23 protein-coding genes and 2 tRNA genes are annotated in these 25,516 nt (G+C 38.9%); 4 read left to right on the top strand and 21 right to left on the bottom strand.

What is annotated here, in order from left to right; genetic code table 11:
• Positions 1-9: 9 nt before the first annotated feature.
• The 7 genes from IJ535_RS12660 to IJ535_RS12690 form a co-directional block, all read right to left on the bottom strand.
• Entirely contained in the window at positions 10-681 is a 672-nt protein-coding gene (locus tag IJ535_RS12660; protein WP_294303596.1) for a hypothetical protein, read from the bottom strand.
• A gap of 21 nt (positions 682-702) precedes the next feature.
• Complete coding sequence (locus tag IJ535_RS12665) at positions 703-1,479, bottom strand: hypothetical protein (RefSeq protein WP_294303598.1); 777 nt, start codon at positions 1,477-1,479, stop codon at positions 703-705.
• A 34-nt stretch (positions 1,480-1,513) separates the two neighbouring features.
• Positions 1,514-2,092: a hypothetical protein gene (locus IJ535_RS12670; RefSeq protein WP_294303600.1), complete on the bottom strand. Its 579-nt coding sequence runs from the start codon at positions 2,090-2,092 to the stop codon at positions 1,514-1,516.
• Between the two features lie 22 nt (positions 2,093-2,114).
• The gene (locus IJ535_RS12675) at positions 2,115-2,870 is read right to left on the bottom strand and encodes a FlxA-like family protein (protein ID WP_294303602.1); all 756 of its coding nucleotides are present in this window, start codon (positions 2,868-2,870) and stop codon (positions 2,115-2,117) included.
• Between the two features lie 193 nt (positions 2,871-3,063).
• Positions 3,064-4,341 (bottom strand): GHKL domain-containing protein, encoded by a 1,278-nt coding sequence (locus IJ535_RS12680; RefSeq protein ID WP_294303604.1) that lies wholly within the window; start codon positions 4,339-4,341, stop codon positions 3,064-3,066.
• Between the two features lie 110 nt (positions 4,342-4,451).
• On the bottom strand, positions 4,452-5,168 hold the full coding sequence (locus tag IJ535_RS12685; RefSeq protein WP_294303605.1) for a LytR/AlgR family response regulator transcription factor: 717 nt from the start codon (positions 5,166-5,168) through the stop codon (positions 4,452-4,454).
• Between the two features lie 160 nt (positions 5,169-5,328).
• Entirely contained in the window at positions 5,329-5,970 is a 642-nt protein-coding gene (locus IJ535_RS12690) for a hypothetical protein (RefSeq protein WP_294303607.1), read from the bottom strand.
• Between the two features lie 670 nt (positions 5,971-6,640).
• On the opposite strand from IJ535_RS12690, the gene IJ535_RS12695 reads away from it, so the two are divergent.
• The gene (locus tag IJ535_RS12695; protein ID WP_294303609.1) at positions 6,641-8,032 is read left to right on the top strand and encodes a tyrosine-type recombinase/integrase; all 1,392 of its coding nucleotides are present in this window, start codon (positions 6,641-6,643) and stop codon (positions 8,030-8,032) included.
• Between the two features lie 40 nt (positions 8,033-8,072).
• Here IJ535_RS12695 and IJ535_RS12700 read toward each other — a convergent pair.
• The 3 genes from IJ535_RS12700 to IJ535_RS12710 all read right to left on the bottom strand — a co-directional run bounded on the left by IJ535_RS12700 (position 8,073) and on the right by IJ535_RS12710 (position 10,174).
• Positions 8,073-8,156: transfer RNA gene (locus IJ535_RS12700), tRNA-Leu, on the bottom strand.
• A 72-nt stretch (positions 8,157-8,228) separates the two neighbouring features.
• Positions 8,229-9,497 (bottom strand): diaminopimelate decarboxylase, encoded by a 1,269-nt coding sequence (locus IJ535_RS12705; protein WP_294303611.1) that lies wholly within the window; start codon positions 9,495-9,497, stop codon positions 8,229-8,231.
• Entirely contained in the window at positions 9,494-10,174 is a 681-nt protein-coding gene (locus IJ535_RS12710; RefSeq protein WP_294294062.1) for a lytic transglycosylase domain-containing protein, read from the bottom strand. The genes IJ535_RS12705 and IJ535_RS12710 overlap by 4 nt, the downstream gene beginning before the upstream one ends.
• A 79-nt stretch (positions 10,175-10,253) precedes the next feature.
• Between IJ535_RS12710 and IJ535_RS12715 the strand changes: the two genes are divergently transcribed.
• Positions 10,254-10,325 (top strand) — tRNA-Thr (locus IJ535_RS12715).
• 119 nt (positions 10,326-10,444) lie between these two features.
• Positions 10,445-11,482 carry a M42 family metallopeptidase gene (locus IJ535_RS12720; RefSeq protein WP_294303613.1) on the top strand — a complete coding sequence of 346 codons (1,038 nt, stop codon included), beginning with the start codon at positions 10,445-10,447 and terminating at the stop codon, positions 11,480-11,482.
• A gap of 415 nt (positions 11,483-11,897) precedes the next feature.
• Here the strand turns inward: IJ535_RS12720 and IJ535_RS12725 are convergent, their stop codons facing one another.
• The 6 genes from IJ535_RS12725 to IJ535_RS12750 form a co-directional block, all read right to left on the bottom strand.
• Positions 11,898-13,388: an ASKHA domain-containing protein gene (locus tag IJ535_RS12725; RefSeq protein WP_294303615.1), complete on the bottom strand. Its 1,491-nt coding sequence runs from the start codon at positions 13,386-13,388 to the stop codon at positions 11,898-11,900.
• Complete coding sequence (locus IJ535_RS12730; RefSeq protein WP_294303617.1) at positions 13,378-13,881, bottom strand: metallophosphoesterase family protein; 504 nt, start codon at positions 13,879-13,881, stop codon at positions 13,378-13,380. Before IJ535_RS12730 ends, IJ535_RS12725 begins: the two co-directional genes overlap by 11 nt.
• Entirely contained in the window at positions 13,862-14,473 is a 612-nt protein-coding gene (rdgB, locus tag IJ535_RS12735) for an RdgB/HAM1 family non-canonical purine NTP pyrophosphatase (RefSeq protein WP_294303620.1), read from the bottom strand. The genes IJ535_RS12730 and rdgB overlap by 20 nt, the downstream gene beginning before the upstream one ends.
• Positions 14,463-15,530 carry an N-acetylmuramoyl-L-alanine amidase family protein gene (locus IJ535_RS12740; RefSeq protein WP_294303622.1) on the bottom strand — a complete coding sequence of 356 codons (1,068 nt, stop codon included), beginning with the start codon at positions 15,528-15,530 and terminating at the stop codon, positions 14,463-14,465. Before IJ535_RS12740 ends, rdgB begins: the two co-directional genes overlap by 11 nt.
• Positions 15,530-17,227, bottom strand: a complete 1,698-nt coding sequence (locus IJ535_RS12745) for a lectin like domain-containing protein (RefSeq protein WP_294303624.1) — start codon at positions 17,225-17,227, stop codon at positions 15,530-15,532. Before IJ535_RS12745 ends, IJ535_RS12740 begins: the two co-directional genes overlap by 1 nt.
• A 69-nt stretch (positions 17,228-17,296) precedes the next feature.
• Entirely contained in the window at positions 17,297-18,448 is a 1,152-nt protein-coding gene (locus tag IJ535_RS12750) for a THUMP domain-containing class I SAM-dependent RNA methyltransferase (protein WP_294303625.1), read from the bottom strand.
• A gap of 183 nt (positions 18,449-18,631) precedes the next feature.
• On the opposite strand from IJ535_RS12750, the gene IJ535_RS12755 reads away from it, so the two are divergent.
• Positions 18,632-19,792, top strand: coding sequence for a putative glycoside hydrolase (locus tag IJ535_RS12755; RefSeq protein WP_294303626.1), 1,161 nt, complete (start codon positions 18,632-18,634; stop codon positions 19,790-19,792).
• Positions 19,793-20,086: 294 nt separating this feature from the next.
• Here the strand turns inward: IJ535_RS12755 and IJ535_RS12760 are convergent, their stop codons facing one another.
• From IJ535_RS12760 to hypF, 5 genes are all read right to left on the bottom strand, one after another.
• The gene (locus IJ535_RS12760; protein WP_294290015.1) at positions 20,087-20,470 is read right to left on the bottom strand and encodes a response regulator; all 384 of its coding nucleotides are present in this window, start codon (positions 20,468-20,470) and stop codon (positions 20,087-20,089) included.
• 113 nt (positions 20,471-20,583) lie between these two features.
• The gene (gene hypE, locus IJ535_RS12765) at positions 20,584-21,585 is read right to left on the bottom strand and encodes a hydrogenase expression/formation protein HypE (protein ID WP_294303628.1); all 1,002 of its coding nucleotides are present in this window, start codon (positions 21,583-21,585) and stop codon (positions 20,584-20,586) included.
• A gap of 119 nt (positions 21,586-21,704) precedes the next feature.
• Positions 21,705-22,748, bottom strand: coding sequence for a hydrogenase formation protein HypD (gene hypD, locus IJ535_RS12770; RefSeq protein WP_294303629.1), 1,044 nt, complete (start codon positions 22,746-22,748; stop codon positions 21,705-21,707).
• Positions 22,748-22,957 carry a HypC/HybG/HupF family hydrogenase formation chaperone gene (locus IJ535_RS12775; protein WP_294290009.1) on the bottom strand — a complete coding sequence of 70 codons (210 nt, stop codon included), beginning with the start codon at positions 22,955-22,957 and terminating at the stop codon, positions 22,748-22,750. The genes hypD and IJ535_RS12775 overlap by 1 nt, the downstream gene beginning before the upstream one ends.
• Positions 22,958-23,056: 99 nt before the next feature.
• Positions 23,057-25,423: a carbamoyltransferase HypF gene (gene hypF / locus IJ535_RS12780; RefSeq protein ID WP_294303630.1), complete on the bottom strand. Its 2,367-nt coding sequence runs from the start codon at positions 25,421-25,423 to the stop codon at positions 23,057-23,059.
• Between the last annotated feature and the right edge of the window lie 93 nt (positions 25,424-25,516).

Here is a 25,516-nt window from a genome sequence, read left to right on the forward strand (position 1 = left end):
AACATCAGTTTACTTGCTGATATTTACGGTATTCTCATTAATCACTTCCTTAGATTCGCTTTCCTTCGCCTTAAAATAATTATCAAAGAGCGAATCCGCAGCATCCATGGTTTGTTGGCAAAAAGAAGGTAGTTTTCTTCCCCAAGACTTACCTGCTAAACCAAATCCTTTATGCATAGCCTTTTGCATTTCATGCATTTTTTCTACATCATCACCAGCTAATGCGCTAGCAAAATCAAAAAGTCTCTGAGAAGTTTGTTTTACGCCCCAATAACCATCTTCTCCAATATCAGCCTGAGCTTTTGCCTTGGTGGCAGCATCAACTTTGAAATTTCCGCCAGCTAACATTCGCCAAAAGCTGTCATCGTTTGCTTTTCCAAATGTTCCAACTTGTCCTGAAATAGTCTTATTAACTAATTCAAGCATCTGCTGCTTCTGCTTTTCCATATTATCCTTTAATTGTTGTACTAGGGCAGCGCGGTCCTCTTTGCTCATTTTATTGATTTTGTATGAACCCATTTCAGTTTTATCACCCTTTTCGTATGTAACACCTTCATCATTCGATTTTTTATTTATACTGTTTATTCTTATTGGTGTTTCTGTATTCTCAATATTACTAGGTTCATTTGAAGTTAAAGCTGTAGAGGTTACATTTGAAATTCCATTTATATCCATACCCATAATAAATACCTCCATCCAAAACTATTCTTTGAAGTCATACTTACTTTTTACTAAGTCATTTAGAGAATTAGAATAGCGTCCTTGTTTGTTATAAGAGCTTCCTACACCAGCAGCATTCGCAATTGAATTTCCCTTATTCATTAACTGCGAGGCATATGAATTATGGCCAGTGAATAGCGATTTAAGGGCTCCTATATCAGCCTTTTTCAGCTGCTCCACATCTAAAGAAAGCTTATTTCCCTTTCCAATGTAAATACCTACTTTGTTAAGAGTTTTCTCATGTGCAGAAGTTGTTTTGGTCATCCATGCACCATTTCGTAAAACGCTTTTAGTATTGGAATTACCTGCAGCTTCAACAGTACTGTTATAGTCTTCAATAAATACATTTAAAGCTTTCTCAATATCGGACCAGTTATAATCTGATTTAGTTTTTTCTTCTCCTGTTAATTCATCTTTTTCTGCAATTGTTTTCTGTTCCCATAAGGATGCACTCATGAGCCTTTCAGAAGATTTGGATAAAGCACTTGCTGCTTCAGCCATTGCTGTTAGCTTAGCCGAAGAGTCTTTTCCGACATTTGCTTTCTGAGCTTTGTCCTGTGCATAATAAGCTTTCATTAGCTTTCCGTAAGTTCCACTTTTGATGAGTGAATAGTCGGATAGACTAAATGATCCACTGGAAACTTTAGGTGCTGATGCACTTAACCCATCTAAGAAATCATTTGAATAGTTTTGATTGTTCACGTTGTAGTTCTCGTCAAAATACTTGTGATTTGATACATAGTCGCTAATCCTTGCCATAATAATCGACCTCCTTGTCTATAAACCAATCCTTTTAAATACGATAATCAAACGGTATATAATTCTCAGGAACGTTCTTTTCCTGTTCTAGTCTTTCTATCTGTTCTTCTTCCAGCAGCATCATTTGATTTAGCTCGTCCTCTGATAATACTTCTTCCGATGTTTCCTGTAATTCTTCAACCATCTCCTCAGTAGATTCCTCAATTGCCTCTGTAAGATTATCCATTAATTCATCAAGCAATCCTTCATTTTCTACTCCAGTAGCTTCTTCAATCATATCATCACGACGTTCTTCAGGAGTCTTAGGTTCATTCTTTTCAGCAGCTTCAGCAATCTTTTCTGCGAGTTCCTGAGCCTCATCAAATACATGAAACATCTGAGAATGGTTATATTCCATCCTTGCTGCTGCAATTTGATCTTCATATCCATGAAACATATCAAGCTTTCTGGCAATCTCATCAATTGTGTCTGCTTTCATGTTTTTCAGATTCTCTTTTTGCTGCTCAAAGAACGCTATTTTATTATCACGCTCAGCTTGTCTATTTAATCTATCTTGCGTACTTTTTAATCCAAGATTACCTAATAAATCTATGCCCTGTAACTTTATATTCATAGGCGAATCCTCCTAGAATGATTTACAACAACTCATCAACATTATTACCAACAGGGTTATCTGGATTTATCTCAACTCCCTCTGGAATTGAGTTGTCTACAGTAGCATCACGCTGTTCTTTATTTGAATTAGTTGATTTATCTGCAATTTCATCATTATTATTTTCAGCAGCCTTATCTAATTCTTTATCTGCTCGATTTAATACTTCTAGCTGAGCCGATTCTATATCCCTATTTCTAGATTCAATATCAGCAAGTTGTTCCTGTTTCTTTTCTACATCTTTGCCTCTGGCAGAATCTAGTTTGATTTCTGTTTCAAGAATGCCTGCTTCGCCTTTCAGATTGGCCTTAACAGCTCCTCCCGCTTCTACTTGATTCATAGCGCTATCTGCTGATATAAGAGCCTTCATACTAGCTGTAGAAATGCCTTTTGCGGCTTTAGATGATTTGGCTGTTTGCTTACCGCCAAGCATATCCTCCATAGATGAGCCCTTACTTTGTCTGCTTTCTCTATGCTGTTCAATCTGATGTTGACGTAATTGATTTTGCAAATCAGTAATTTGCTTTTGAATTTCTTGACGTTTTTTCATTTTTTCATCTATGGACATTTCTTTATCTTCGCCAAGAGATTGAAGCTGTTCATTGGCATTATTTATCTGCTCTTGAAGACTTTTACTATATGAATCCATCTGTTGATTCTGGTTTATCTGAAATGTTGTTCTGGATTTATGTAGTTCACTTATACTATTCATATTGATATTCATAGAAACTGTCCCCATACTTTAACCCTCCTTGGCTTCTTAATTGAATTCCTTTTCCTTTAACATAGACTTTAGACTAATGGTTTTCTATAATCGCTATCGACTAGGATTTTTTCAATCTAAACCCATTTGATGTGGACTGCATTTTATATGATGTGAATAACACTAAAAAAGCCTGCTGCATTTCTGCAGCAGGCACCATTCTGTATTCTTATCCAACAAACATTATGTTAAGCACAAACCATAACCCATCGTTTTCACTGAATTGCTTAATTTCAATATCACCATTATATTTTCTAGCGATTTCCCTTATGTTACGTACACCAAATCCATGACCATCGTCATTCTTTATTGAAATAGGAACACCTTCCTCATCAATCTGAGCCTTTTTATCAGACTTATTCTTAATGCTAATAATGTATACATTTTCTCGTTCAACTGATGATATTTCAACATATGGCTCATTAACTCTAAGCGAGGCTTCGTAGGCGTTTTGTATGGCATTTGTAAGAACCACACACATTTCAAATGGATTAACAGCTACATTACTTGGATATTTTAAGGATGTCTTTAGTGTTATGCCATTATCAGTAAACCTATCTACAAACTCTGAGATTGCTATATCAGTTACGACATTTCCCGTTTTAACTGATGGAACTATATTGCTATATACCTCTTCCCAATTGCCAAGGTAATCCCTTAGTTCCTGATACTTTTCTGTCTCCAAAAGACCTTTCATTACAGCCATATGATTGCCTGTATCATGACGAAGGGCTCTCATCTGCTGATAAACATTATCAACTTGGCCTACATATTGCTTGCTATCTTCAATCTGTCTGGCCAGCACGCGATTAGCGTATTCTATTTCTTTGTTAGCCTTTATGCTCTGGTAAAAGTAAAGAGTAACACAAAGCGTTAAATAAGCCATTATGCAAAACAGTATGCGATACATATTGCCTGGAATATTGGCCTTTATGCTTCCATTTTCAATACCATCAAACCATAGCATATAGTACGAATAAATAATCCGTGTAGCAAAGAAGATGCTTATACAAGGAATTAATAACATAATCAGTTCCTTCCAAGACAATTCTTCATGCTTGTTTTTATATGTTTTTAGAAGTAGCTTGATGGAAAAGAAGAGTAGCAATAAAGCTAATCCATACTCGACAATCGTTGATACAACATATTCAGCTACAATTGCAGGGATGCTTTCTCTAAATAATTTAAAGTTAGAAACAAAATCCCTTTCATAAAAACCAAGCTCAGTGAATATTTCCAAGCTTAACCATCTAATGATAAAAAAGCTAACACATAGAAATATTTTCTGCATAAGATTTCTTTTTTCATCTAAATAGAAAAGAATCACGCCAACAAAAAACAATGAAAAAATCGAGATTGTCAGTTTTATTCCATTTTGGACATCAACATGCCTTAGTATACAGTCTGTAATCCATTCGAAAACTACAGCATAATAAACTGACTTCATATTTTTTACAAACGGCCTGAGCCAATATATAAATAACGCAGAAGTAATTATGCAATATATCTCGATTACAGTATTCATAAAATAATTAAAGAATGCATCAGACACCATCATCACAATCCTCTTGTATTAAATGATAAATAAGCTCTTACCAAATCTTGATACTTGCCTCGGGCAACTGGTATTTCTACTCCTGCCACCTTAACAACCTTTGAATTATAAGACTGAATTGCTGAAAGATTAATCAGATATGCCCTATGAACCCTAAAAAAATCATTTCCAACAGTATTCTCTAAATCTGTCATTCGTCCATAGTATTCAATCTCATCATTATCCCTCATGTGAAGCACAATTCTACGGTTAAATACCTCAGCAAATGCAATTTCTGATATAGAAACACTTCGGCTTAATCCATTGGCTTTGATTATAAATGACTTATTATCAGGCACTACTGGCGTTACTCTAGTTTGTCTATGTATTATTTCTTCAACGGCTGCATGTAATACCTCGGTTAGCTTTTCTTTATCTATAGGTTTTACTAGATAATTAAAAGCTCTCACATCGAAGGCATTAAAAACATATTCCTCCAAAGCAGTAACAAAGATAATCACTGCATCACTTCCATTAGCGCGGACTTGCTTAGCGAGCTCCATGCCATCAATTCCAGGCATCTGTATATCTAGAAACAGAATGTCAGGATTATATGCTGCTTCCAATAAGTTCTCAGCAGATTCATAGCATTTAACAATGGCATCTGTAATCTCATCAGAAATGCTTTTTGCTATGAAATCTCTTATATATTTATCATCATCACATATTGCAATTTTCATTTCCACCCCCACCGTATATACGAATATTATAACTGATTTTACGATATATATACCTTGCCTATTGTGCGAAACGCAGTTTTTTTGTTGTGAAATGAATATAATGAGTTAGAAAAAAGGAATTATGGCTGTTATGCCATAATCCCTAAATAAGAAAAAGTAGTTACACTTTTAAATCAAAAGAAGTTTTTCCATTACTACCAAAAATGTTTTCTGTAATCGCCCTTAAATCAGTTCCCATGCCAATATATTCTTGCATCTCAAGCGTTCTGTTTTGTAGCTTCTCTAGTTTTTGCTTTTCTTCAGCCTCTTTTTCTTTCTTTTTCTTAAGTCGTCTTTTTTCATTTTTGTTATGAGCTACTCTAGCTTCATCAGCCTTACGTTTTGCATTCTCACGTGCGATTTTACCATCAGGATCATTTGTACAGGCACTTGTCATGGTAATCTCACCATTAGAATCATATTCTATTGTCATAAACGTCATAACGGGACTACCTGGCATATTTTTTGTGAATGCAACACTTCTTTTAACACACTCATTTGTCACAGCAAGATTCTCTTCAAGAAATGCAGCTTTTTGAGGATCCTTATTGCACTTTTCAAGAAATGCGCTCGAAACCGTCACTGTTACAGGTACTCCATACTTATTCTTAGTCCCCGTATTCATTTCAGGATATTTTTCTTGAAGATATTTTGAATAATCATTTATATTCTTAAACCCTGTTTTTATCTCCTCGTGCCTTGTCACATATGGAGTAGATGTTTTGAGTTCCATTATCTGAGAGGTTACCCCGCATACATCCATAGTAGTCAACTCCTTTCAATCTCTTTCTAGTTGTATCGGATATAGAATCCACTGTTTAATCCATATGTTGTGGGATGCACAGATGTTGTTGTGAACAGTTCAAATTTCCAATAATAGTAATTAACGTAGCGATAATCAATAATATTGGAAAAATTCTATTTCTAAATTAGAATCTGTTTTTCCATTATTTTCTTATAATGCTCCATTAATTTGAATTAATGGAATGGTTCTCAAATTGTATTTATAAAAAAACATAAAAATCAAGTGTACCAGTTTTCGAAAAGTGGGCCATTTTATTTATAGCAAGGCAAAAAGTGGGTCCGTTTGTTTTTTGCAAGCATAGACAAATGTCCTTTTTTTCATGGAAATTGCATTCCCATGAAAAAGTTGGGCAAGCCCAAAACCTTGAGCTTAAAGGAATCTCAAAAGCTGCGCACTGTTAGTGAGAAAACAAAAAATACGGAAAAAGAGGTAAATACAATGAATTGAAGAAAAAAATATAAGTAATTATTCTTTGTGGCTTTCTATTGTATCAGGATAACCTGTGCCATCAAGGACTTCGCAAGTGACAGGAGTCATCCTTGACGGCCCAGCTTATTCTGATACAGCTTAGCCAAGCAAAGAAAAGTGAAAAATGTATTTAAATAAGATTTAGAGAAAGGAATTATAAGTGAAAACAACTAAGGAAATATTATTATTTGCAAACGAAATAACCAAATTATTAGACATTCAAATTAGCCGCAAAAAGACTTTGGAGGACGAATACAATTGTGATATTATTAGTCTTGCCGACATGCTAAAAGAATTAGACATGATCAATAAAAAGGAGCTTAAATTAAAGCGTACGCTTGTTTCACAGGTCCATGTGAAGAAAAATGGACTGCCTAAAAGCATTAGATATGACGCTGGCAGAGACTTATGGATAACAAAGATTTCTGGCGACATCAGAATTCATGCTCGAACCGAAGAGACATTATTAGATAAGATATTAGAATACTATGATTGCCATTTAATGTCATATACTATCGACCATATATTCACTTTGGCTCTTAAGCACAAAGAGGATATCGATATATGCAGTCCACTTACAATTCAACGCTATAAGGATTCGTATAACCGTTTTATCTCTGAAGAATTTAGGGAAAAAGATATCAGAAAGGTTGATAACGATTCATTACAGTCATACAGCAAATTAATGACTGCACGACTTCATCCTAAGAAAAAAGCATTCTTAAGCTATAAAGGGGTGTTGAATCTAATCTTCGACTATGCAGAAGAGAACAATTACATTCAAAACAATCCTGTTAAATCTATCAATAACAAGAAGTTCTTGATGCAGTGTGATAATTCAAAGCCACAGAGCAGTGAGAAAATTCTTTCGCTGCATGATATTGAAGCTATTTATTCTGAAATCAGTAGACGAAATAATCTTCCACGCTATCAGGGCTATTTTTATTATGGTTATATGGTTCGTATGGCTATTGCAACAGGTATGCGTGCTGGTGAGCTTTGTGCACTGAAATGGGCGGATATAGATGATTATTATATTCATATCCATGCACAGCAATTAACAGGCCGTGGTAAGGGAAATACAGCCAATTTCTATGCCGATTGGACAAAGGATGAAAAAGGTATTTCACATGGTGGAAGGAAATTTCCAATCACTGATAATATTGCTGCCATTTTAGATGATTTGAAAAAGAATCAGCTTGAGAAAAACATTATTTCTGATTACGTATTTTGCAAGCCAAATGGAGACTGGATAAAGATTGGTTCATATCACGCTTGGCTTCGTGAGTTCATGAAAAGTATAAACTTACCAGTCACGAATAATCACGCATTCAGAATGAGTCTTAATTCTAATGTTTTTATTCCAAACGGCATTCCTGTAACAGATAGAGCAAGATTGCTCGGCCACAGTGTTGAAACCAATATAAAGCATTATTCATACGCAAGAATTGGGGTTGATCAAGAAATAATAGATAGGCTAAATGGCAAGGTTGCCCCTAAGTTGCCCCAAAATATAATTGACTTCGAATCAACCAAAAAGAAAAAAGCTTGAGAATTCAACATTCTCAAGCTCTAATCATTAAAAAATATTATGCCGGCTGCGGGACTTGAACCCGCACGATGTTGCCACCAACAGATTTTGAGTCTGCCTCGTCTGCCAATTCCGACAAGCCGGCGTCCGCAGACTAGTATACTAAATCTTGTCTGCGTTTTCAATATTATTTTAGGATTATTTTCCTAAAAATTCTTTATTTTAGAATGCCATCAACAATGCCTAGATTATCAAATGTAGCCAGGTAATCTTTGATTGTTTCAGGGCGACGGATGAGCTTAAATGAACCATCTTCCTTAAGTAAAACTTCTGCGCTCTTAAGCTTGCCATTGTAATTGTATCCCATTGAATATCCGTGGGCACCTGTATCATGAATAAATAAGATATCACCATCGTCAATCTTAGGAAGCTGTCTGTCTACTGCAAACTTATCGCAATTCTCACAAAGTGAACCTGTGACATCATATACATGGTCTTCAGGAGCATTTTCCTTGCCAAGGACAGTTATGTGATGATATGAACCATAAACAGCTGGACGCATCAAATCTACGGCACAGGCATCAACACCAATATATTCTTTGTAAGTGTGCTTTTCATGGATGGCTGTTGTAACAAGTCCACCGTAAGGGCCAGTCATAAAGCGGCCCATTTCTGTAAGGATAGCTACATTACCTAATCCTGCTGGAACTAAGATTTCATCGAATGCCTTATGAACTCCTTCTCCAATAACAGCAATGTCATTTGCCTTCTGGTCAGGGCGATATGCAATACCTACACCGCCTGAAAGATTTACAAATGAGATTGCAATTCCTGTCTTTTCCTTAAGCTCTACAATAAGCTCAAACAAAGTTCTTGCAAGAGTTGGATAATAATCATTGGTAACTGTGTTTGATACTAAGAATGCATGAATACCAAACTCTTCAACGCCCTTGCTCTTAAGCACCTTATAGGCCTCAAAGATTTGCTCCTTTGTCATGCCGTATTTACTGTCTCCAGGGTTATCCATGATTCCGTTGGATAACTCGTACACTCCACCTGGGTTGAATCTGCAGCACATCTTTTTAGGAAAATGTCCTACTGATTTTTCATAAAAATCTATATGTGTGAAATCATCAAGATTTACGATAACACCTAAATCGTCTGCGTACTTGAATTCGCTTGCCGGTGTATCATTAGATGAAAACATAATGTCATCCTTTTTGAATCCAAGCTCATCGCTTAGAGCAAGCTCTACATAAGAAGCGCAGTCCACTCCACATCCCTCTTCCTGCAAAATCTTAAGAAGAAATGGATTTGGATTTGCCTTTACTGCGAAATACTCCTTGAAGCCCTTGTTCCAGCTAAAAGCCTTATTAACAGCTCTGGCATTTTCTCTAATTCCTTTTTCATCATAGATGTTAAAAGGTGTTGGAATTGTCTTTGTGATTTCTTCGATTTGGTTCTTTGTTACAAATGGGGTTTTCATAAATAATTAATCTCCGCTAATGTGTTTCTTAGTGCAGCATATTCGTCAGTTTCAGGCAAATCTTTAAGCAGAGTCTTTAAGTCAGCTTCAATTTCCGCTTTAGAAGCAGTGCGAGAAATATAGTTGGTATAAGGAACGTCTGCGCCTCTTTGCATAATGGCCTTTACCCCTTGCACATAGCTTAATGTCTCGCCGTAAGGAGGAACACCACCGTACATATCAACAGCGTTGCTACCAGCATTATAAGCCGCCAAAGCTTTATCTAAGTCCCCATTATATTCCTTTAGCTTCTGAGAGATATAATTGGCACCTGCCATAATATTCTCATAGGCATCGAATGGATGGGTAAGCTTAAGCTCATTTGCAGTGGCTGGCATTATCTGCATAATGCCCATGGCGCCTGTATTGCTAACAGCGTTAGGATTAAATCCTGATTCCTGCTCAGCAATAGCCGTAAGTAAATCATAGCTGACACCGTATTTCTGGCTTGCCTCTATAAAGATATCCTTGTAAGAGGTAGCTGTCTTGATATTATCTGCTACAGTTTTTTGATTTAATGCCTTTACAAATGCCTTGCTAGTTGCATTTGCATTACTAGTAGAAGTTTCCTTGTTTGGAGTCTCAATGATTTCCTCATAGGTAACCATAGAGTCCATGGATGCTACCGAAATTTTCATACTCAATCCCTCATAAATTGACTGTCATCTATTGACATCGCTACTCAACTTTGATATGCTTTTTCTTGCTGAATAGCAAGCTGGTGTGGCTCAGAGGTAGAGCACTTCCTTGGTAAGGAAGGGGTCACGGGTTCAATTCCCGTCACCAGCTTTTTTTAGTACCTAAAAGCATGTATACACCAACCTTTTTTATTTGGTTATACTTTAGCATAATAAAGTGTTTATGTAAACTGATTTTGTACAATTGATTTTTATTTTTAGGAGGCAACCATGGATACAGAAAAATATGTAGATTACATCGTAAAACAAACAGAAGATATTCTTGCAATCGACAGCCCTACAGGCTTTACAGCAAATGCAGCTAAGCATCTTATAGCTGAGTATGAAAAGCTTGGATTCAAGCCGGAGCTTACTACAAAGGGCGGTGTGCTTGTTGACCTTGGTGGAAGCAATGCAGATGATGCCATTTTAATAGAAGCTCATATGGATACTCTTGGTGGTATGATTAGTAAGATTAAAACTAATGGTAATCTTGAAATCACTCCACTTGGCGGCTTCAATCCTAACAATGGCGAGTCTGAGAATTGCCGTATCTACACCCGTGATGGTGTAATTTACGAGGGCACTCTTCAGCTTAACAATGCCTCTGTACATGTTAACGACGATTACTCATCTACTACTAGAGAGTTTAACTGTATGGAAGTAGTTATTGATGAAGAAGTATCCAGCGCTGATGACACAAAGAAGCTTGGCATTATGATTGGCGATATTGTTGCCTTTGAGCCTCGCACAAGAGTTACTAAGTCAGGCTACATCAAGAGCCGTTTCCTTGATGATAAGCTTTCAGTAGGTATTCTTCTTGGTCAGGCAAAATACATTGCCGACAACAAAATCACTACAGACAGAAAAATCTATCACCACATCACAGTATACGAAGAGGTTGGTCACGGCGCTTGCGGTACTGTTCCTGCTGGAGTTACCGAGATTCTTTCTGTAGATATGGGATGTATTGGCGAAGGCCTTGATTGTAAGGAAACACAGGTTAGCATCTGTGCAAAGGATTCTGCTGGTCCTTACAACTATGATGTTGTTACAAATCTTATCAACACTGCCAAAGCTAACGATATCGACTTTGCAGTGGATGTATATCCTCATTATGGTTCAGATGCTGATGCTGCACTTAAGGCTGGCTATGATGTAAAGCACGGCCTCATTGGTGCCGGCGTTTACGCCAGCCACGGCTACGAGCGTTCTCATAAGAAGGGGGCTGAAAACACATTCCGTTTACTTATTAATTATGTGAAGTAAGTTCTTAGAAGCTTTTAGTTGTAGCTCCTATTGTTAATTATTCCTTGATAAACCAGCTGTATTTTTAGCTCTTAATTAATTTCCTTGAAAATATAAGTGTTATTTATATATTTATAAAAAACACTTATCACTCACGAAAAAAAGTTAAGTGTAAACAGGCTTTTATCCTGAAAAGCTTACTATTTTGAGAGGCAATTAAGTGGTATATATGGGTTCTATAATTACACTTACAAAATATATAAGTGTTATTATATATCCATCGATAACCACTTAAATCATCCTTGAAAAAGTGCGTTTATTTCAGCTTTTGCCCAAAAACACTTAACTTTTTAAAACGAGTGGTAAGTGTTTTTCTTCTATAATCATATTCAGCTTAACAAGAAGTCATATCATAAGTGGTCATTACCTCATAGCCTCATAGTCTCAAGCTATCTAGGAACACCTCCTGGAACTCAGGCTTTTCATTGAGTATCACCACCTTGGCGTGGTCCTTAATCTCCTGTAGAGCTTCCTCGTCACCCTCCATAACGAATTTCTTTGCCCCAAGCAAAGATGTGTTTCCTACTGCTTCAAACTTAGGCAACAGTTCGCTTGGGAAAATTCCAATTCCTGCGGCAGACCATACGCCTATAGTGGCGCCTAAGCCACCTGATACAAATAGATGGTCAATATCATCCATCTTAATACCAGCTTCCTTTATAAGCAGTGTTATGGCGGAATAAATAGCTGCCTTGGCAAGAAGCACCTGTTGAATATCCTCGGCCTTTATAACCACATTTTCTGCAACAGGATAGCCTGTAGCGCTATACTCATCTATGAGAAGGCCGCCATCATCTATGATGTTGTTGCGCCTTAGCTCATGAATCAAATCGATAACACCACTTCCGCATAGTCCTATAGGTGCTTCTCCACCTATTGTGGTATAGCTGCATTTGCCATGATTAATACTCAGATGATTAATAGCCCCTCTAACTGCTGCAACGCCACAGCTTAAGCTTGCACCCTCTAGGGCTGGCCCTGCAGATGCAGATGTACAGTAATAGGTTTTTCCATCATATAAAACAAGCTCTGCATTAGTTCCCAAATCAACTAACAGATATGTGCCCCTATCTTTCAGGTAATACAGGCCAGATACAATATCTCCACCTACAAAGGCGCTAATACCAGGCATGAAGAAAATATCTCTTCTATCCTTTACAAACCTTACACTATCAAGGGTGTATGGCACAAATGGGTATTTAGCAAACCCATCTACAACCATTCCTAGAAACAGATGTGTCATAATGGAATTGCCGCTAAATACGATTTTGTGCATAAGAAAATTAGGGCCAAGCAATTCCTTGCCCATTTTAATCAAATCATTTCTTACTGCATTTTGTAAATCTTCACCATGACCGTCCATTGCAGCCTTAACTCTGCTCATAACATCTGCACCATATTTTAGCTGAGAATTAGTGCAGTTGCGCTGGCGAAGGATTTTGCCTGTTGCTAAATCTATGATAGCAGTGGCGATAGTTGTAGTTCCAATATCCACCGCTATACCGATGTTTTCCTTTTCAAGATTTTCATCCTCTGCCACTTCATCGATTAGTACTGAAGTGATTTCCGATGCAAGAGAAGAAGGGACTTCTATCTTACAGTCCCTGGTGATGGTACATTTGCAGCCTAGTCTATATCCTGCCCGCATCTCAGAAAAATCCAAAGCACGCTCATCGTAGGATGTCATAGGCGGCATACCATATACGAATTTGATAACACAGCTGAGGCACTTGCCTATACCACCACATGGGCGATAAAAGCTAAGTCCCAGCTGATTCATAGCTTCTGCAAAGCTGATTGGTTCATCCGACACAAGGACATATTCCTTCTGTGGATTAGCACCTTCAATAACAATTTTAATTTCCATGGTCTCTGTCATATTCCTCTAACGAATGTAAATCCATTTTGAACTCACCTTCATTATCTACCAAAATTGTCATATAAGTGTGTTCTCTACTATTTTGTCTTGGATAAGATATACTTCCCGGGTTTGCAATTATAAGATCTTCGTAATGATCTATGGTTGGCACGTGGGTGTGACCGTAAAGAACAATATCGCAGCCCTTTTCATGGGCAGCCTTTGCAATCATTTCATAGTCATAATTAACTCCGTAATAATGGCCGTGGGTAAGAAGTATTACATGCTTTCCTACTTCTAATACCACCTCATTTGGAAGGTCCGCGCCCCAGTCGCAGTTACCACAAACACATTCCGCTGGTGCTTCCGACATCATCCAAAGATTATCCTCTACCCCTTGGCCATCTCCAAGATGGTATATTCTATCAGGCTTTTCTATCTCAATGGCATCTCTAAGATTTTCTGCTTTGCCATGTGTATCACTAACAACTAATATTTTCATGCTTAACAATTTCTTCCTTTATCATTCTAAGTGCTTTGCCTCTGTGGCTTATGGCATTCTTCTCCTCTGGGCTGATGCTGGCTGTGCTCACATCCTTATCCCATAGATAGAAGATTGGGTCATAGCCGAAGCCGTTTGTCCCCATTGGCTCGTAGCCTATGTAGCCCTCAATAGTGCCTCGCACACATTCTTCCTTGCCATCAGGAAATACTGCTGAGACAGCACATACGAATCTGGCGCCTCTGTCCTCTTTTTTAACCCCATCCAATCTTTCGATTAGATTTGCATTCTTTATATCATAAGATGTATCCTCGCCCATGTATCTTGCAGAATAAATACCTGGCTCTTTGTTAAGAGCATCGATTTCCAGACCGCTATCATCAGCAAGAATAATAGCATCCTTGGCATATTCAGAAATAGCGCGAGCCTTAATCAGCGAATTTTCCTCAAAGGTGCTTCCATCCTCTACTATATCGCAGTCAATTCCGGCTTCCTTCATAGACTTGATATCGTAGTTGTCTTCCCCGAGAATCTCACGAATCTCACGCATCTTGTTAGCGTTACCTGTTGCAAAAATAATCTTAGTTTTCATTTAAATACTCTAGCACTGCATCATAAAGCGCCTGTGCTGCCTTTCTTTGATATTCTTTATCTTGAAGATTTTCAAGCTCCTTCTGATTAGTCATAAATCCTACTTCAACAAGGGCAACTGGCACCTTGGACATACGAATAATGTATACCTCATCTCCCACCACGGTTCCCTTGGATTTAGCTCCAAGCTCCTTTAGAAGATGGTCAAGGCATGTTTCGGCAAGCTCCTTTGATTCTCCTGTGGAATCGCCACCTTCGTACATTACCTCACAACCATTGATGGATGACATTCGACCAGAGGCTGTAGAATTGTTGTGAACTGATAAGAAAATATCAGCATTTGAATCATTAGCCAGGCCTACCCTATTTTCGAAGGCTGGATTAGAATCATCTGTACGGGTGTAGTATACACCAATATTTTTGCCACTTCTATCAAAAAGCTTTTTTAATTCAAGAACAATATCAAGATTGATATCTTTTTCATTTACCCCCATTTTGGTTGCCCCGGGAACATTACCACCGTGGCCTGCATCCACAACAACTATCTTGTCATATACTTCATGAGGGTCAACAAAATCTATATAGATATATTCACCCTCAGATGTCATCTTGGCCTCAAGCACCTTATCCAAAGTGATTTCAATAACACCCAAAAGATTTTCACTGTCGTATGTAATATCTACAATGTTGTTTGATTCACCCCTCATAGGATATTGCTCAAAATAATCCTTGCCAATACCATTTATGGAAATAGCTACCGTTCTATCAACATAAATATCCTCGATATTAACGCTGGCACTTGTAACATTCTTTGGCAGGGTCAATCTAATCTGATGGCCCTTTAGCACTGAATCTTTTGTTTCTTCTCCCTCGCCTCTCAGCTCTAAATCAGAGGCTCTCAACATTTCCATTACTGAAACCCTGCCCCCGGTTAGCTTGCTGTCTTCAATCTTAAGCGCAATTATATGCATATTGGGCACATAAATAAGTATGCAGCTCATGATTATAACAACAGCAAGGATTATGGCTGTAAAGGCACCCATTACCTTCTGTTCCATTACTTGCTTACCTTTTTAGTCTCCTCCTCGAAGACCTCCATAACATTATTTGCATAAGCTTTAATACAAAGATTAGATTTAACTGCATCCTCCACATTTTCCCAATCTAATCCGTTGTTGCTGATAAAGCCCTTTCCATCTGTAATGTCTACTGCCTGAGTCATCTTATCAGTGGCATATTCCACAGCAAGAGGACGCTTTGTCTCAGGAGTATTAACATACAAAACTATTGCAAAGCTTTCTCCCTTTTTCACAGGCTTTGCTGAATTAAACTTTATTGTATAATAGCCTCTGTCGCTGACAGTTCCAGATGCTACTAATTCCTTATCTGAAAGAGTGCTTGTATTTTCGTAATTAGAAACAAAATAAATCTGGTAGCTGGTATCCTTGCCAAGGGCATAAAATCCAGCTGCCTCTATCTGCTGGTCTGCATCTGCAACAAATGTGTTAGCGCCATAAGCCCACTGCTTGTTGTAGCCAATCTGACCAACCCAACCGCACAAATCACTTTGATAAATGTAATTGTAGGTATTATTAGTATCTATAGACACATAAGAAACTGCCTGGTTTCCAATGTTTGAATCATAGTAGGAAATGTAAAAAACTCCATCATCCCCAAAGCCTGTGCCCCAGCTGTTCTGGCAAATAAAGGCTCCATCCTTTGGCACATCTTCGCTAAAATTCTCAGCAGGATATTTATCATCCCAACCAATAATAACAACATCATGATTAGGCTTTGAATTACCCGTATAGCAGTAAGAATTCGTCCTTATATTATAGCTGCTAGAGCGGGTAAGATTGGATGTGGCAACACTAGCATAGATAGATGAAGATACTCCACCGTACTGGTACACTGCCTGCTTTATCTCATCCAGATTCTCCGAATCATAAAAATGAGCCTCCTGCAAATGTATCTGCGGCTGAGTTTTTTCATCATTAGATTTAAGATTAGGGATTATGCTGTTTGTGGATGCATTAGTCTCTATTGATGGACCCTGCCATGAAAGAAGATAGGCAAGAGCCATTGTATATTTTCCACCTGCAGATTCGTCCAATCCAAAGCTGTTCTCATTAATCATGGAATCCACAGAAAATAGATATGGCTTAGCAGGCAAAAGTGACGACTCCAATGCCTCTAGGGATGCGCATGCCCAGCATGTGGCAGTAGAACCCTGATTTCTGATTGTGCTTACCCTGTTAACACTTCTCAAATCGTATTTTGAAGGAAGTCTAGGGGCTTTATCAAAATCAATTGTAACTGTGTAAGCAGATTTGTCGTAGCTGTATTCATAACCAAACACGTTACACAAATCCTCAAGTCCAATGTATAACTCTCCAAGATGTAGGGATGGAGCGATGGCAAGCTCCATATCATCACCATTTTCTGTAGCTGTACGATTACCATCAATAAATTCATAGATATTATTTGTAATCTGTACTACAGCGCTGTTTTCGTCCTCCATGAATGCCGAGCCCTTAAGCTGCGAGCGGATAAAATTAAGTGAGCCCACAGGATTAAGACCATCATCAAGCATAATATTAGACTGGTTGGAAGCCAATTGTTCCCCATTAACATACACTTTGAGCTGGCCTGCATCATTAAGATTCTTAGACATCAAAGGATACAACACGTCCTCGTTAAGTGTTGCCCCTCTAAATGCCTCTACAGCTGCATATCTATCATTCCAATTATTCAATTTCCAAATCAATACAAGCGCAATGATTATTGTAAAAACCAAAAATCTCTTGGAAAGTTTCATTTATTATTAGCCCTTCTTTTTAGGTTTAGGTCCCAAAAACTGATAAAAATATGTCTTTATCATTCCATTATATATTTTGCGATTTTTATCTGCCTTTCTTCCGATATACTTAGGTGCATCCTCATAGCTGGTGATTACATACATAGACCAGCTATCAAGTGCCTTATAGGCATCACCAAGCTTTCCGTAAAGCTCAGGCAAATCCTTCTTATCCTCAAGTCTCTCACCGTATGGTGGATTAGTAAGGATGAATCCGTATTTCTTAGGATGACGCAAATCCCCTACATCCCTGGTCTGGAAGTGAATCATATAATCTACCCCGGCCTGCTTTGCATTAAGCCTTGCAATCTTAACCATCTCAGGGTCAATATCAAAGCCCTGCAGGTCACATTCTACAGAAGTATCAACATCTGCCCTAGCTTCATCAAAGCAATCCTTCCAGATTTTAGCATCAATAAGATTGTCCCAATCCATAGATGTGAAATCCCTGTTAAGACCAGGTGCGATGTTTGCTGCAATCATGGCTGCCTCAATAAGAAATGTGCCTGAACCGCAGAATGGGTCAACAAGAATTCTATCTGGATGCCAAGGTGTCAGCTGAATAAGAGCCGCTGCCATAGTCTCTGACAATGGCGCCTTGCTGGTGTAGGTTCTGTAGCCCCTTTTGTGAAGAGGTGTGCCTGTAGAATCAAGTGTAACCACAACATCATCCTTAAGCAGGAAAATCCTAACTGGATAATCTGCCCCGGTTTCCTCAAACCAGGTGATATCGTAGTAGGATTTCATTCTCTCTACCATGGCTTTCTTAACAATGGACTGAATATCTGTAAGAGAAAATAGCTTGCTCTTAACAGAGGTAGCCTTAGTAACCCAGAATTTGCCATCCTTAGGAATGTAATTCTCCCAAGGCAAAGCCTTAATCCCCTGAAACAGCTCTTCAAAGGTGGTAGCATGAAACCTGCCAACCTCTACCAGTACACGCTCTGCCGAGCGTAGATGGATGTTAGCCCTGCAGATAGCCTCTGCGTCACCTGTAAAGGTAACACGGCCATCAGTAACCTCTGTGATGTCGTATCCCAAATCATATATTTCTCTTTTAAGTGGTGCCTCAAGGCCAAAGTGGCATGGGCAGCTGATTGTATAAATATCTGTTCTCATATATTTCTTTCTATATAACTATTATTTGTCCTATGTGGCATTTAGCAAATTGCCATTAGACCCTATTATCATATTATAGCTTTTTTCACTGCTTCATACCACAGAAAAATCAAGGTGACAGTGGTTTTTAGTTTCAATAATTGATATATTATTTGTATAATACTTGAAGTTAAGGGAGTTATGATGAAAAGACTAATATCAGCTGGCATAATTGCATTGTTTTTAATACTTTGTTTTACATATTCTATCAACTGTCCAAAAGTTGTAAGCGACCCTAAGGTAACAGAACTTACAGACATTTCTGATGAATCTTCTTCCAATGATTTTAGCTTAGCAAAATATAAAGAAAACCATCCTAAGGTAAGAGGCATTTATGTTACAGGCCCCACCGCTGGCACCGAAAGGATGGATGACATTATAAAGCTTATTAACGATACAGAGCTTAATGCCATTGTATTAGATGTGAAGGATGATAAGGGCAATATTTCCTTTAATATGGACAATCCAGATGTGATAGAAACTGGCGCCTGCATTCCTTATATTCACGATATTAAAGCTCTAATGAAAAAGCTGAAGGACAACAACATATATGTAATCGGCAGAATTCCTTGTTTCAAAGATCCTATATTGGCTTCAGCAAAGCCAGAGCTTGGGCTTCGCACCCTAGAAGGTGATGCTGTAACAGATGCAGGTGGCAATGCCTGGGTTAACCCTTGTAAGCAAGAGGTTTGGGATTACATTATAAGCATAGCACAAACCTGTGGTGAATTAGGCTTTGACGAAATCCAGCTAGATTATGTACGTTTTCCTGTAGGTGTTAATGCTGATAAAGCCTATTATGGCTCTCCATCTGATGATGTAAGCAGACAAAAATATATTAACGATTTTGTTATAAAAATATCTGATACCCTTCATAAGGATGGTGTGCCTGTTACGGCAGATGTTTTTGGAACTATTATAAAAAGTTCCCTTGATTCTAAACACATCGGGCAGGATTACAAGCAGCTTGCCTCATCCTTAGATTGTATATGTCCTATGGTTTATCCATCCCATTATGCATCTGGAGAGTTCGGTCTAGGGACACCAGATGCCAACCCTCACGATACTATTTTCTATGCACTTGATGGTTCTAAGAAGGTTTTGGCAGATGTACCCGAATCAGAGTGTGCCGTCATACGTCCTTGGCTTCAGGCCTTTACTGCCACATGGGTAGAAGGCTATCTGGAATATGATGGTGATGCTATCAGGAAACAAATAGACGCTGTGTACGAGTCTGGGTATGATGAATGGATTTTATGGAATTCCAAGAGTAATTATTCCTCAGATGGATTAGTTATAAAATAGTTTGATAACTCTTTCATAAATTTCAGCTAAAATTCAGATTATTTTATTGCAATGTCGGAGTTTCTATATTATAATTGCTTCGTAACTAGGAGTTTCCTAGTTTCACCCTTATTAATTATTTATACTCCCCTCAAAAAGACCGATTTTTCGGTCTTTTTCTTTTTCACGCATTTTGTAGCGGTTGTGTATGGATAATCATTTTGCACAATTAGTTTCCCGATGCGCCTCAGTTAACAATTTTTGTTCTCAAAAAAAGAGACCGCTTTCGCAGTCTCCATACACCTTATTAAGTTCTCATTTGAAATGTGCTAACGCCTCTGCAAATCTAACTTCATCAAAAGGTTTAATAACAAAATCCTTAGCCCCTGCCTCAATAGCTTCGATAACATAACACTTTTGTCCCATAGCACTAACAACTAGTATCTTTGCATCTGGATCAAATTCAATAATCTGTTTAATAGCATCGATACCATTAGAACTACGTCCAATAGTATGGCCATCTACAGTCATGGTAATGTCCATCGTTACTATATCAGGCTTTAACTCCTTGTACCGTTCCACCGCTGCGTCAGAACAATCGGCTTCAGCTACAACAGTACAGCCATTTTTTTCAACTTCGCCTTTGACGACAGCCCTCATGAACTTAGAGTCGTCAACTACCAGTACTGTTTTTCCCAAAGGTCATCCTCCTCACTGTTTTCGTTAATGGATGATTTAAGGTTATTATAGCACAACATCTATCGAACTAAGTATGAACTTTTAGTGACTAAAAGCAGGTGTGAGGCATATTTTTAGCAAATTCTAGGCAGACCTTCACCCTGGAGAATATCTAAGAATCTACGTCCTCCGATTTTAGTTTTCATAACCAAAGCGCCCTTTTCAGAATCATCAACAGGAGTCTTAACTTCGCCAATGATGCAGGCGTTTTCTCCGTACTTACTACTCTTAATAAGCTCCACCGCCTTATCAGCATACTCATTAGGAACAATGGCAACCATCTTGCCTTCATTGCCCATATAAAGTGGGTCAAGTCCCAGCAATCCGCAGAATGATTGAACCTGAGGGTCCACTGGAAGACTATCCTGAGCAATCTCAAATGTAAGGCTACTAGATAATGCAAGCTCCTTTAATACTGTAGCAAGTCCGCCTCTTGTAACATCCCTTAACACGTGAACAGGAATGTTATTTGTAGTAAGCTTTCCTACCATCTCCTGAAGTGGTGCATTATCACTAACTATCGTATTCTTAATGCCCATTCTCTGGCTAAGAACTGTAGCGTGGTGGTCGCCTACATTTCCAGAAACGATGATTACATCACCTGCTGTGGCGTTCTTTGCCTTAATATCAACACCCTTTGGAACAAATCCAACACCTGCTGTGTTAATATAGATTCCGCCGTTTCCTTCGATAACTTTTGTATCACCGGCAACAATCTTGACACCTGCTTCATTTGCAGTGTCTGCCATAGACTTAACTAGTCTTCTAAGAGTCTCAACATCGGCTCCCTCTTCAAGAATAAAACCGCAAGTAATATATTTAGGAACAGCGCCTCTCATACACAAATCATTTACTGTTCCGCAGATGCAAAGACGACCTATATCTCCGCCTGGGAACTCCAGAGGAGTAACCACAAAGCTATCTGTTGTCATGGCAATAGTAGCATCACCTGGGACAACTGCTGCATCCTCCATCTCAGAAAGCACATCACTATTAAACTGTGCCTCAAAAATTTCTCTAATTAATTCTCCTGTGGCACGGCCGCCTGAGCCATGCTCCATAATAATCTTATCCATCTTTAATATCTCCACTACTTTAGTCCGCTTCGTTACGCTAACAAGCTGTAGAATTGCCTAGTCCGCATAGTTACACTAACAAGCATTATTATAACGTATCTAATAGATATTTTTTCGTGTTAACGACGTACCAGGTAGGCGTTGAAGCAGCTGCCTTCTTCGGAAACCATGCAGGCACCCTCTGGTGACATAGGGGTGCATACTTTACCGAAAAGTGGGCAATCGCTAGGTTTAGCCTTACCCATAAGGATATCACCGCAACGGCAGGCTTTATTACGCTTATTGTCTTCATCAAGGCCAGTGCTGCCTGCATCGAATCTCTTATATTCTTCCTTAAGCATCAAGCCTGAGCCTGGGATAACTCCCATGCCGCGCCATACTACATCTGCTGGCTCGAAATATTTGTTAAGCTGAGCAGTGATGATTTCGTTCTGACCTGCATCAACTACAGATGTATAGTAGTTCTTCACCTGTGGCTGGTTCTTAATGATCATCTGAACCAGGCCGTATATTGCAATAACAAGCTCCTGGTCACCAAAACCAGACACTGCAAATGGTATCTGATACTTGGCTGCTAAATCATTAAAATAATCTGCTCCTGTAACAGCGCTTACATGACCTGGTGCAATAAAGCCATCTATGGCAGCGCCATTATCGCAGAGATAAGAAATAGCCCCTGGCATAGTCTTAAGGGCTGTAAGAATACGGATATTCGTAAGATTAAGAGCTATGGCATTATCTAAAAGCAATGTATACACTGGCGCTGTGGTTTCAAACCCAACTGCTGCAAACACGTAATTCTTATCAGGATGTTCCTTGGCAAGGCCTAGCACATCCATTGGAGAATACACCATCTCAACCGAGCCGCCTCTGCCCTTAGCCTCGTTAAGGCTCTCCTTAGAGCCTGGCACTCTCAGCAAATCGCCAAAGGTGGCAACTGTAGTGTTCTCCTCCAAGCTAAGCTCTATCAGCTTATCAATATAAGCTGTAGGTGTAACGCACACCGGACACCCTGGGCCTGACAAAAGCTCAATATTAGGCGAAAGAATATCCCTGATACCATGCTTTGCGATAGCATGGGTATGGCTACCGCACACCTCCATCAGCCTTATCTTAGGACCATTATATGTTCGTAAAAAGTCAACAACTTCACTGATTTCCATTAGCCTTCCAGGCCTCCCATAAGCTCAAGAATTTCTTCTGCTTCATCCTTCTTAAGAGTCTGGATAACACAGCCTGCATGCACAAGTGCGTAATCACCCTCCTTTACATTAACAAGGCCAGCGTATGCCTCAACCTCGTTGCCGTTGAAATCAACTGTTACTTTTCCGTCTTTTTTCTTTTTAACTAATCCTGGTATTGCTACACACATAATTATTACCTCTTAAAAACAAAACTTACTATTATTAGTTTAGCACAATATATAATGAATAATTGTATAAAATAAAGGGCAGAAACTAGGTTTTTACAATCATTGTTGCCTTGAAGCCAGATAAGCCTGCCCAAGGCAGATGCCTCCATCTCCTGGTGGAAGTTGCTGAGCAATATACACATTAAAGCCTTGTGATTCAAGCTCTATTATTACCCTCTCTAGTAATATACGATTAAGAAATGTTCCTCCAGATAAAACTACCTGGTTTTTATCGTCAAGTTCCTGCTTGTGATTGCCTGCTATTGCCACAATATAACCTGCAACTGCATCTATAAAGCCTCTGGCTATCTGTGCTTTATCCACATTGTTTGATATCGCATATACGATATCTTCAAATAGTACCTTTATATCACCATCAACTCCTATATGAAGGGGATAGCCTTCTTGTGCTTGTACCGCTATGTTTTCAAGCTCTATCGGAGCCTGTCCTTCATAAGAATTATAGTGGCATATATCAAGTAACGCCGACACAGCATCAAACAGTCTTCCCATGGATGTTGATGTGACTGTGTTTATATTGTTATCAATGGCTGCTTTTATAAGCTGCTGCTCCATGGAATCATTATTTGCATCTGGTAGCTGTATGCCATAGTTATGAAGCATCCCCGTCAAAATGGTATCGCAATTCTTAGCGCCTTCATCACCGCCTATAAGCTTCATGGGCTTCAGGTGAGCAATTCGCGTCATTTCAGATATTCCATCCCACAGGAATGTTTCGCTTCCCCATATACTTCCATCATCACCATAGCCTGTTCCATCAAATGCAAAACCAAGTACCTTGCCCGTAAGCTTATGTTCTGCAATCACCGCTGCAACATGGGCTTTATGATGTTGAATCTGAGTTAGCTTCAGATTAGCATTCTCGGCCGCCTCTTCTCCTGCTTTTCTACTGAAATATCCTGGGTGCTTATCCACCGCCACCGCATTTGGATTAAATCCAAAAATCTGCTCCATGGCTGCCTTCTCATTCCTATAAAAATGCTGGCAGCTAACAGATTCCATGTCGCCAAGATATTGGCTAGTGTATGCCAAACCATTTTTTATATAACAAAAGCTTGATTTAAGATCTCCACCTGCTGCAAAAAATTCCCCTGGGATATCCACACTGATTGGTGATGGCACATAGCCTCTTGCTCTTCTTATAAACTGCTGCCTGCCACATACTACCTTCATTACAGAATCATCCATCGGTCTAAGGATTCTTCTGTTGTGGCTAAGCATTGCTATTGGAGTATCTTCCATCTCCCCCGATGATGCTCTATCCATAAGCCACTGAAGCATTTTATCATCATCAGTTTCAAGCACATCGCCACTGGCATTTCCACTAGTCATAATGATTGGGCCAAGAATCTCTGCCAATAATATCTGCACCGGATTACATGGAAGCATTGCTCCTACCTGCGGACTGGTAAGACAAACATTTTCTGCTAAGGGCTTATTATTATCGTATATACGTTTTAACAGTACTATTGGTCTGGCTGGACTTTCTAATAGTGCCTGTTCTTTGAGATTTACCTGACAATAGCTTGAGACACTTTTCACATCAGCAAACATCACCGCAAATGCCTTGGCTTCTCTGTGCTTAAGAGTTCTAAGTGCCGCCACCGCCTGTTCATAAAATGGATTGCAGGCTAAGTGGTATCCACCTATGTCCTTCACTGCAAGAATTCCTCCTGCTGCAATTACATCAATAGCCCTTGCAAATTCTGGATTATCCAACTTTAAATCTGTGTATAGCTTCTTAGCCTGTTCTGAAAGCTGTGATAAATCCATGACCTCAGCCTCACCTGACACTTGCTTAAATGAAAGCCTTGGGCCACATTCTTTACAAGCAATTGTCTGGGCATGACGCCTTCTATCCAGCTTGCCTGTGTATTCCTTAGCACACTTAGGACACATATCAAAATCAACCATAGTGATAGTATCTCTGTCATAAGGCAAGCTTTTTATTATTGAATATCTCGGGCCACAAATAGTGCAACTAATAAATGGATGCAGATATCGCCTATTACCAGGATTAAGTAATTCTTCCTTACACTTATCACATGTACAAATATCAGCTGGTATAAGTGGAAGATTTGCTTTTACATCACTGTCCGACTCTATAATCTTAAACTGATGATCTGATGGTAGTTTCACTTCATTTCCACTAATCTCTTCATCATCTATCGATGTGACAAATCCACCTGTTGGCACATTATTGCTAAGTCGCTGCTTCAGCTCTGCCAGCTGTTCCTCATCCCCAACAGCCACCACAGTCACAATGCCCCCAGTATTTCTCACATATCCTTCTATATTAAGTTCATCTGCCAGCTTGGCCACCCATGGTCTATATCCTATTCCCTGCACCAAGCCCTTAATCGTATATTTCCTAATCATCAAACTATCCTTTAATACTGTTTTCACCCCGTATTTTAACACTTTCCAGGGGATATTTCACTCCTGGGGGAGTCTTTCTGGGATTCTTTGTGAGATTCTTTTTGGTTCCTTTCTGAGATC

The organism is Pseudobutyrivibrio sp., assembly GCF_017471675.1.
In the GTDB taxonomy this organism is placed as follows: Bacteria; Bacillota; Clostridia; order Lachnospirales; family Lachnospiraceae; genus Pseudobutyrivibrio.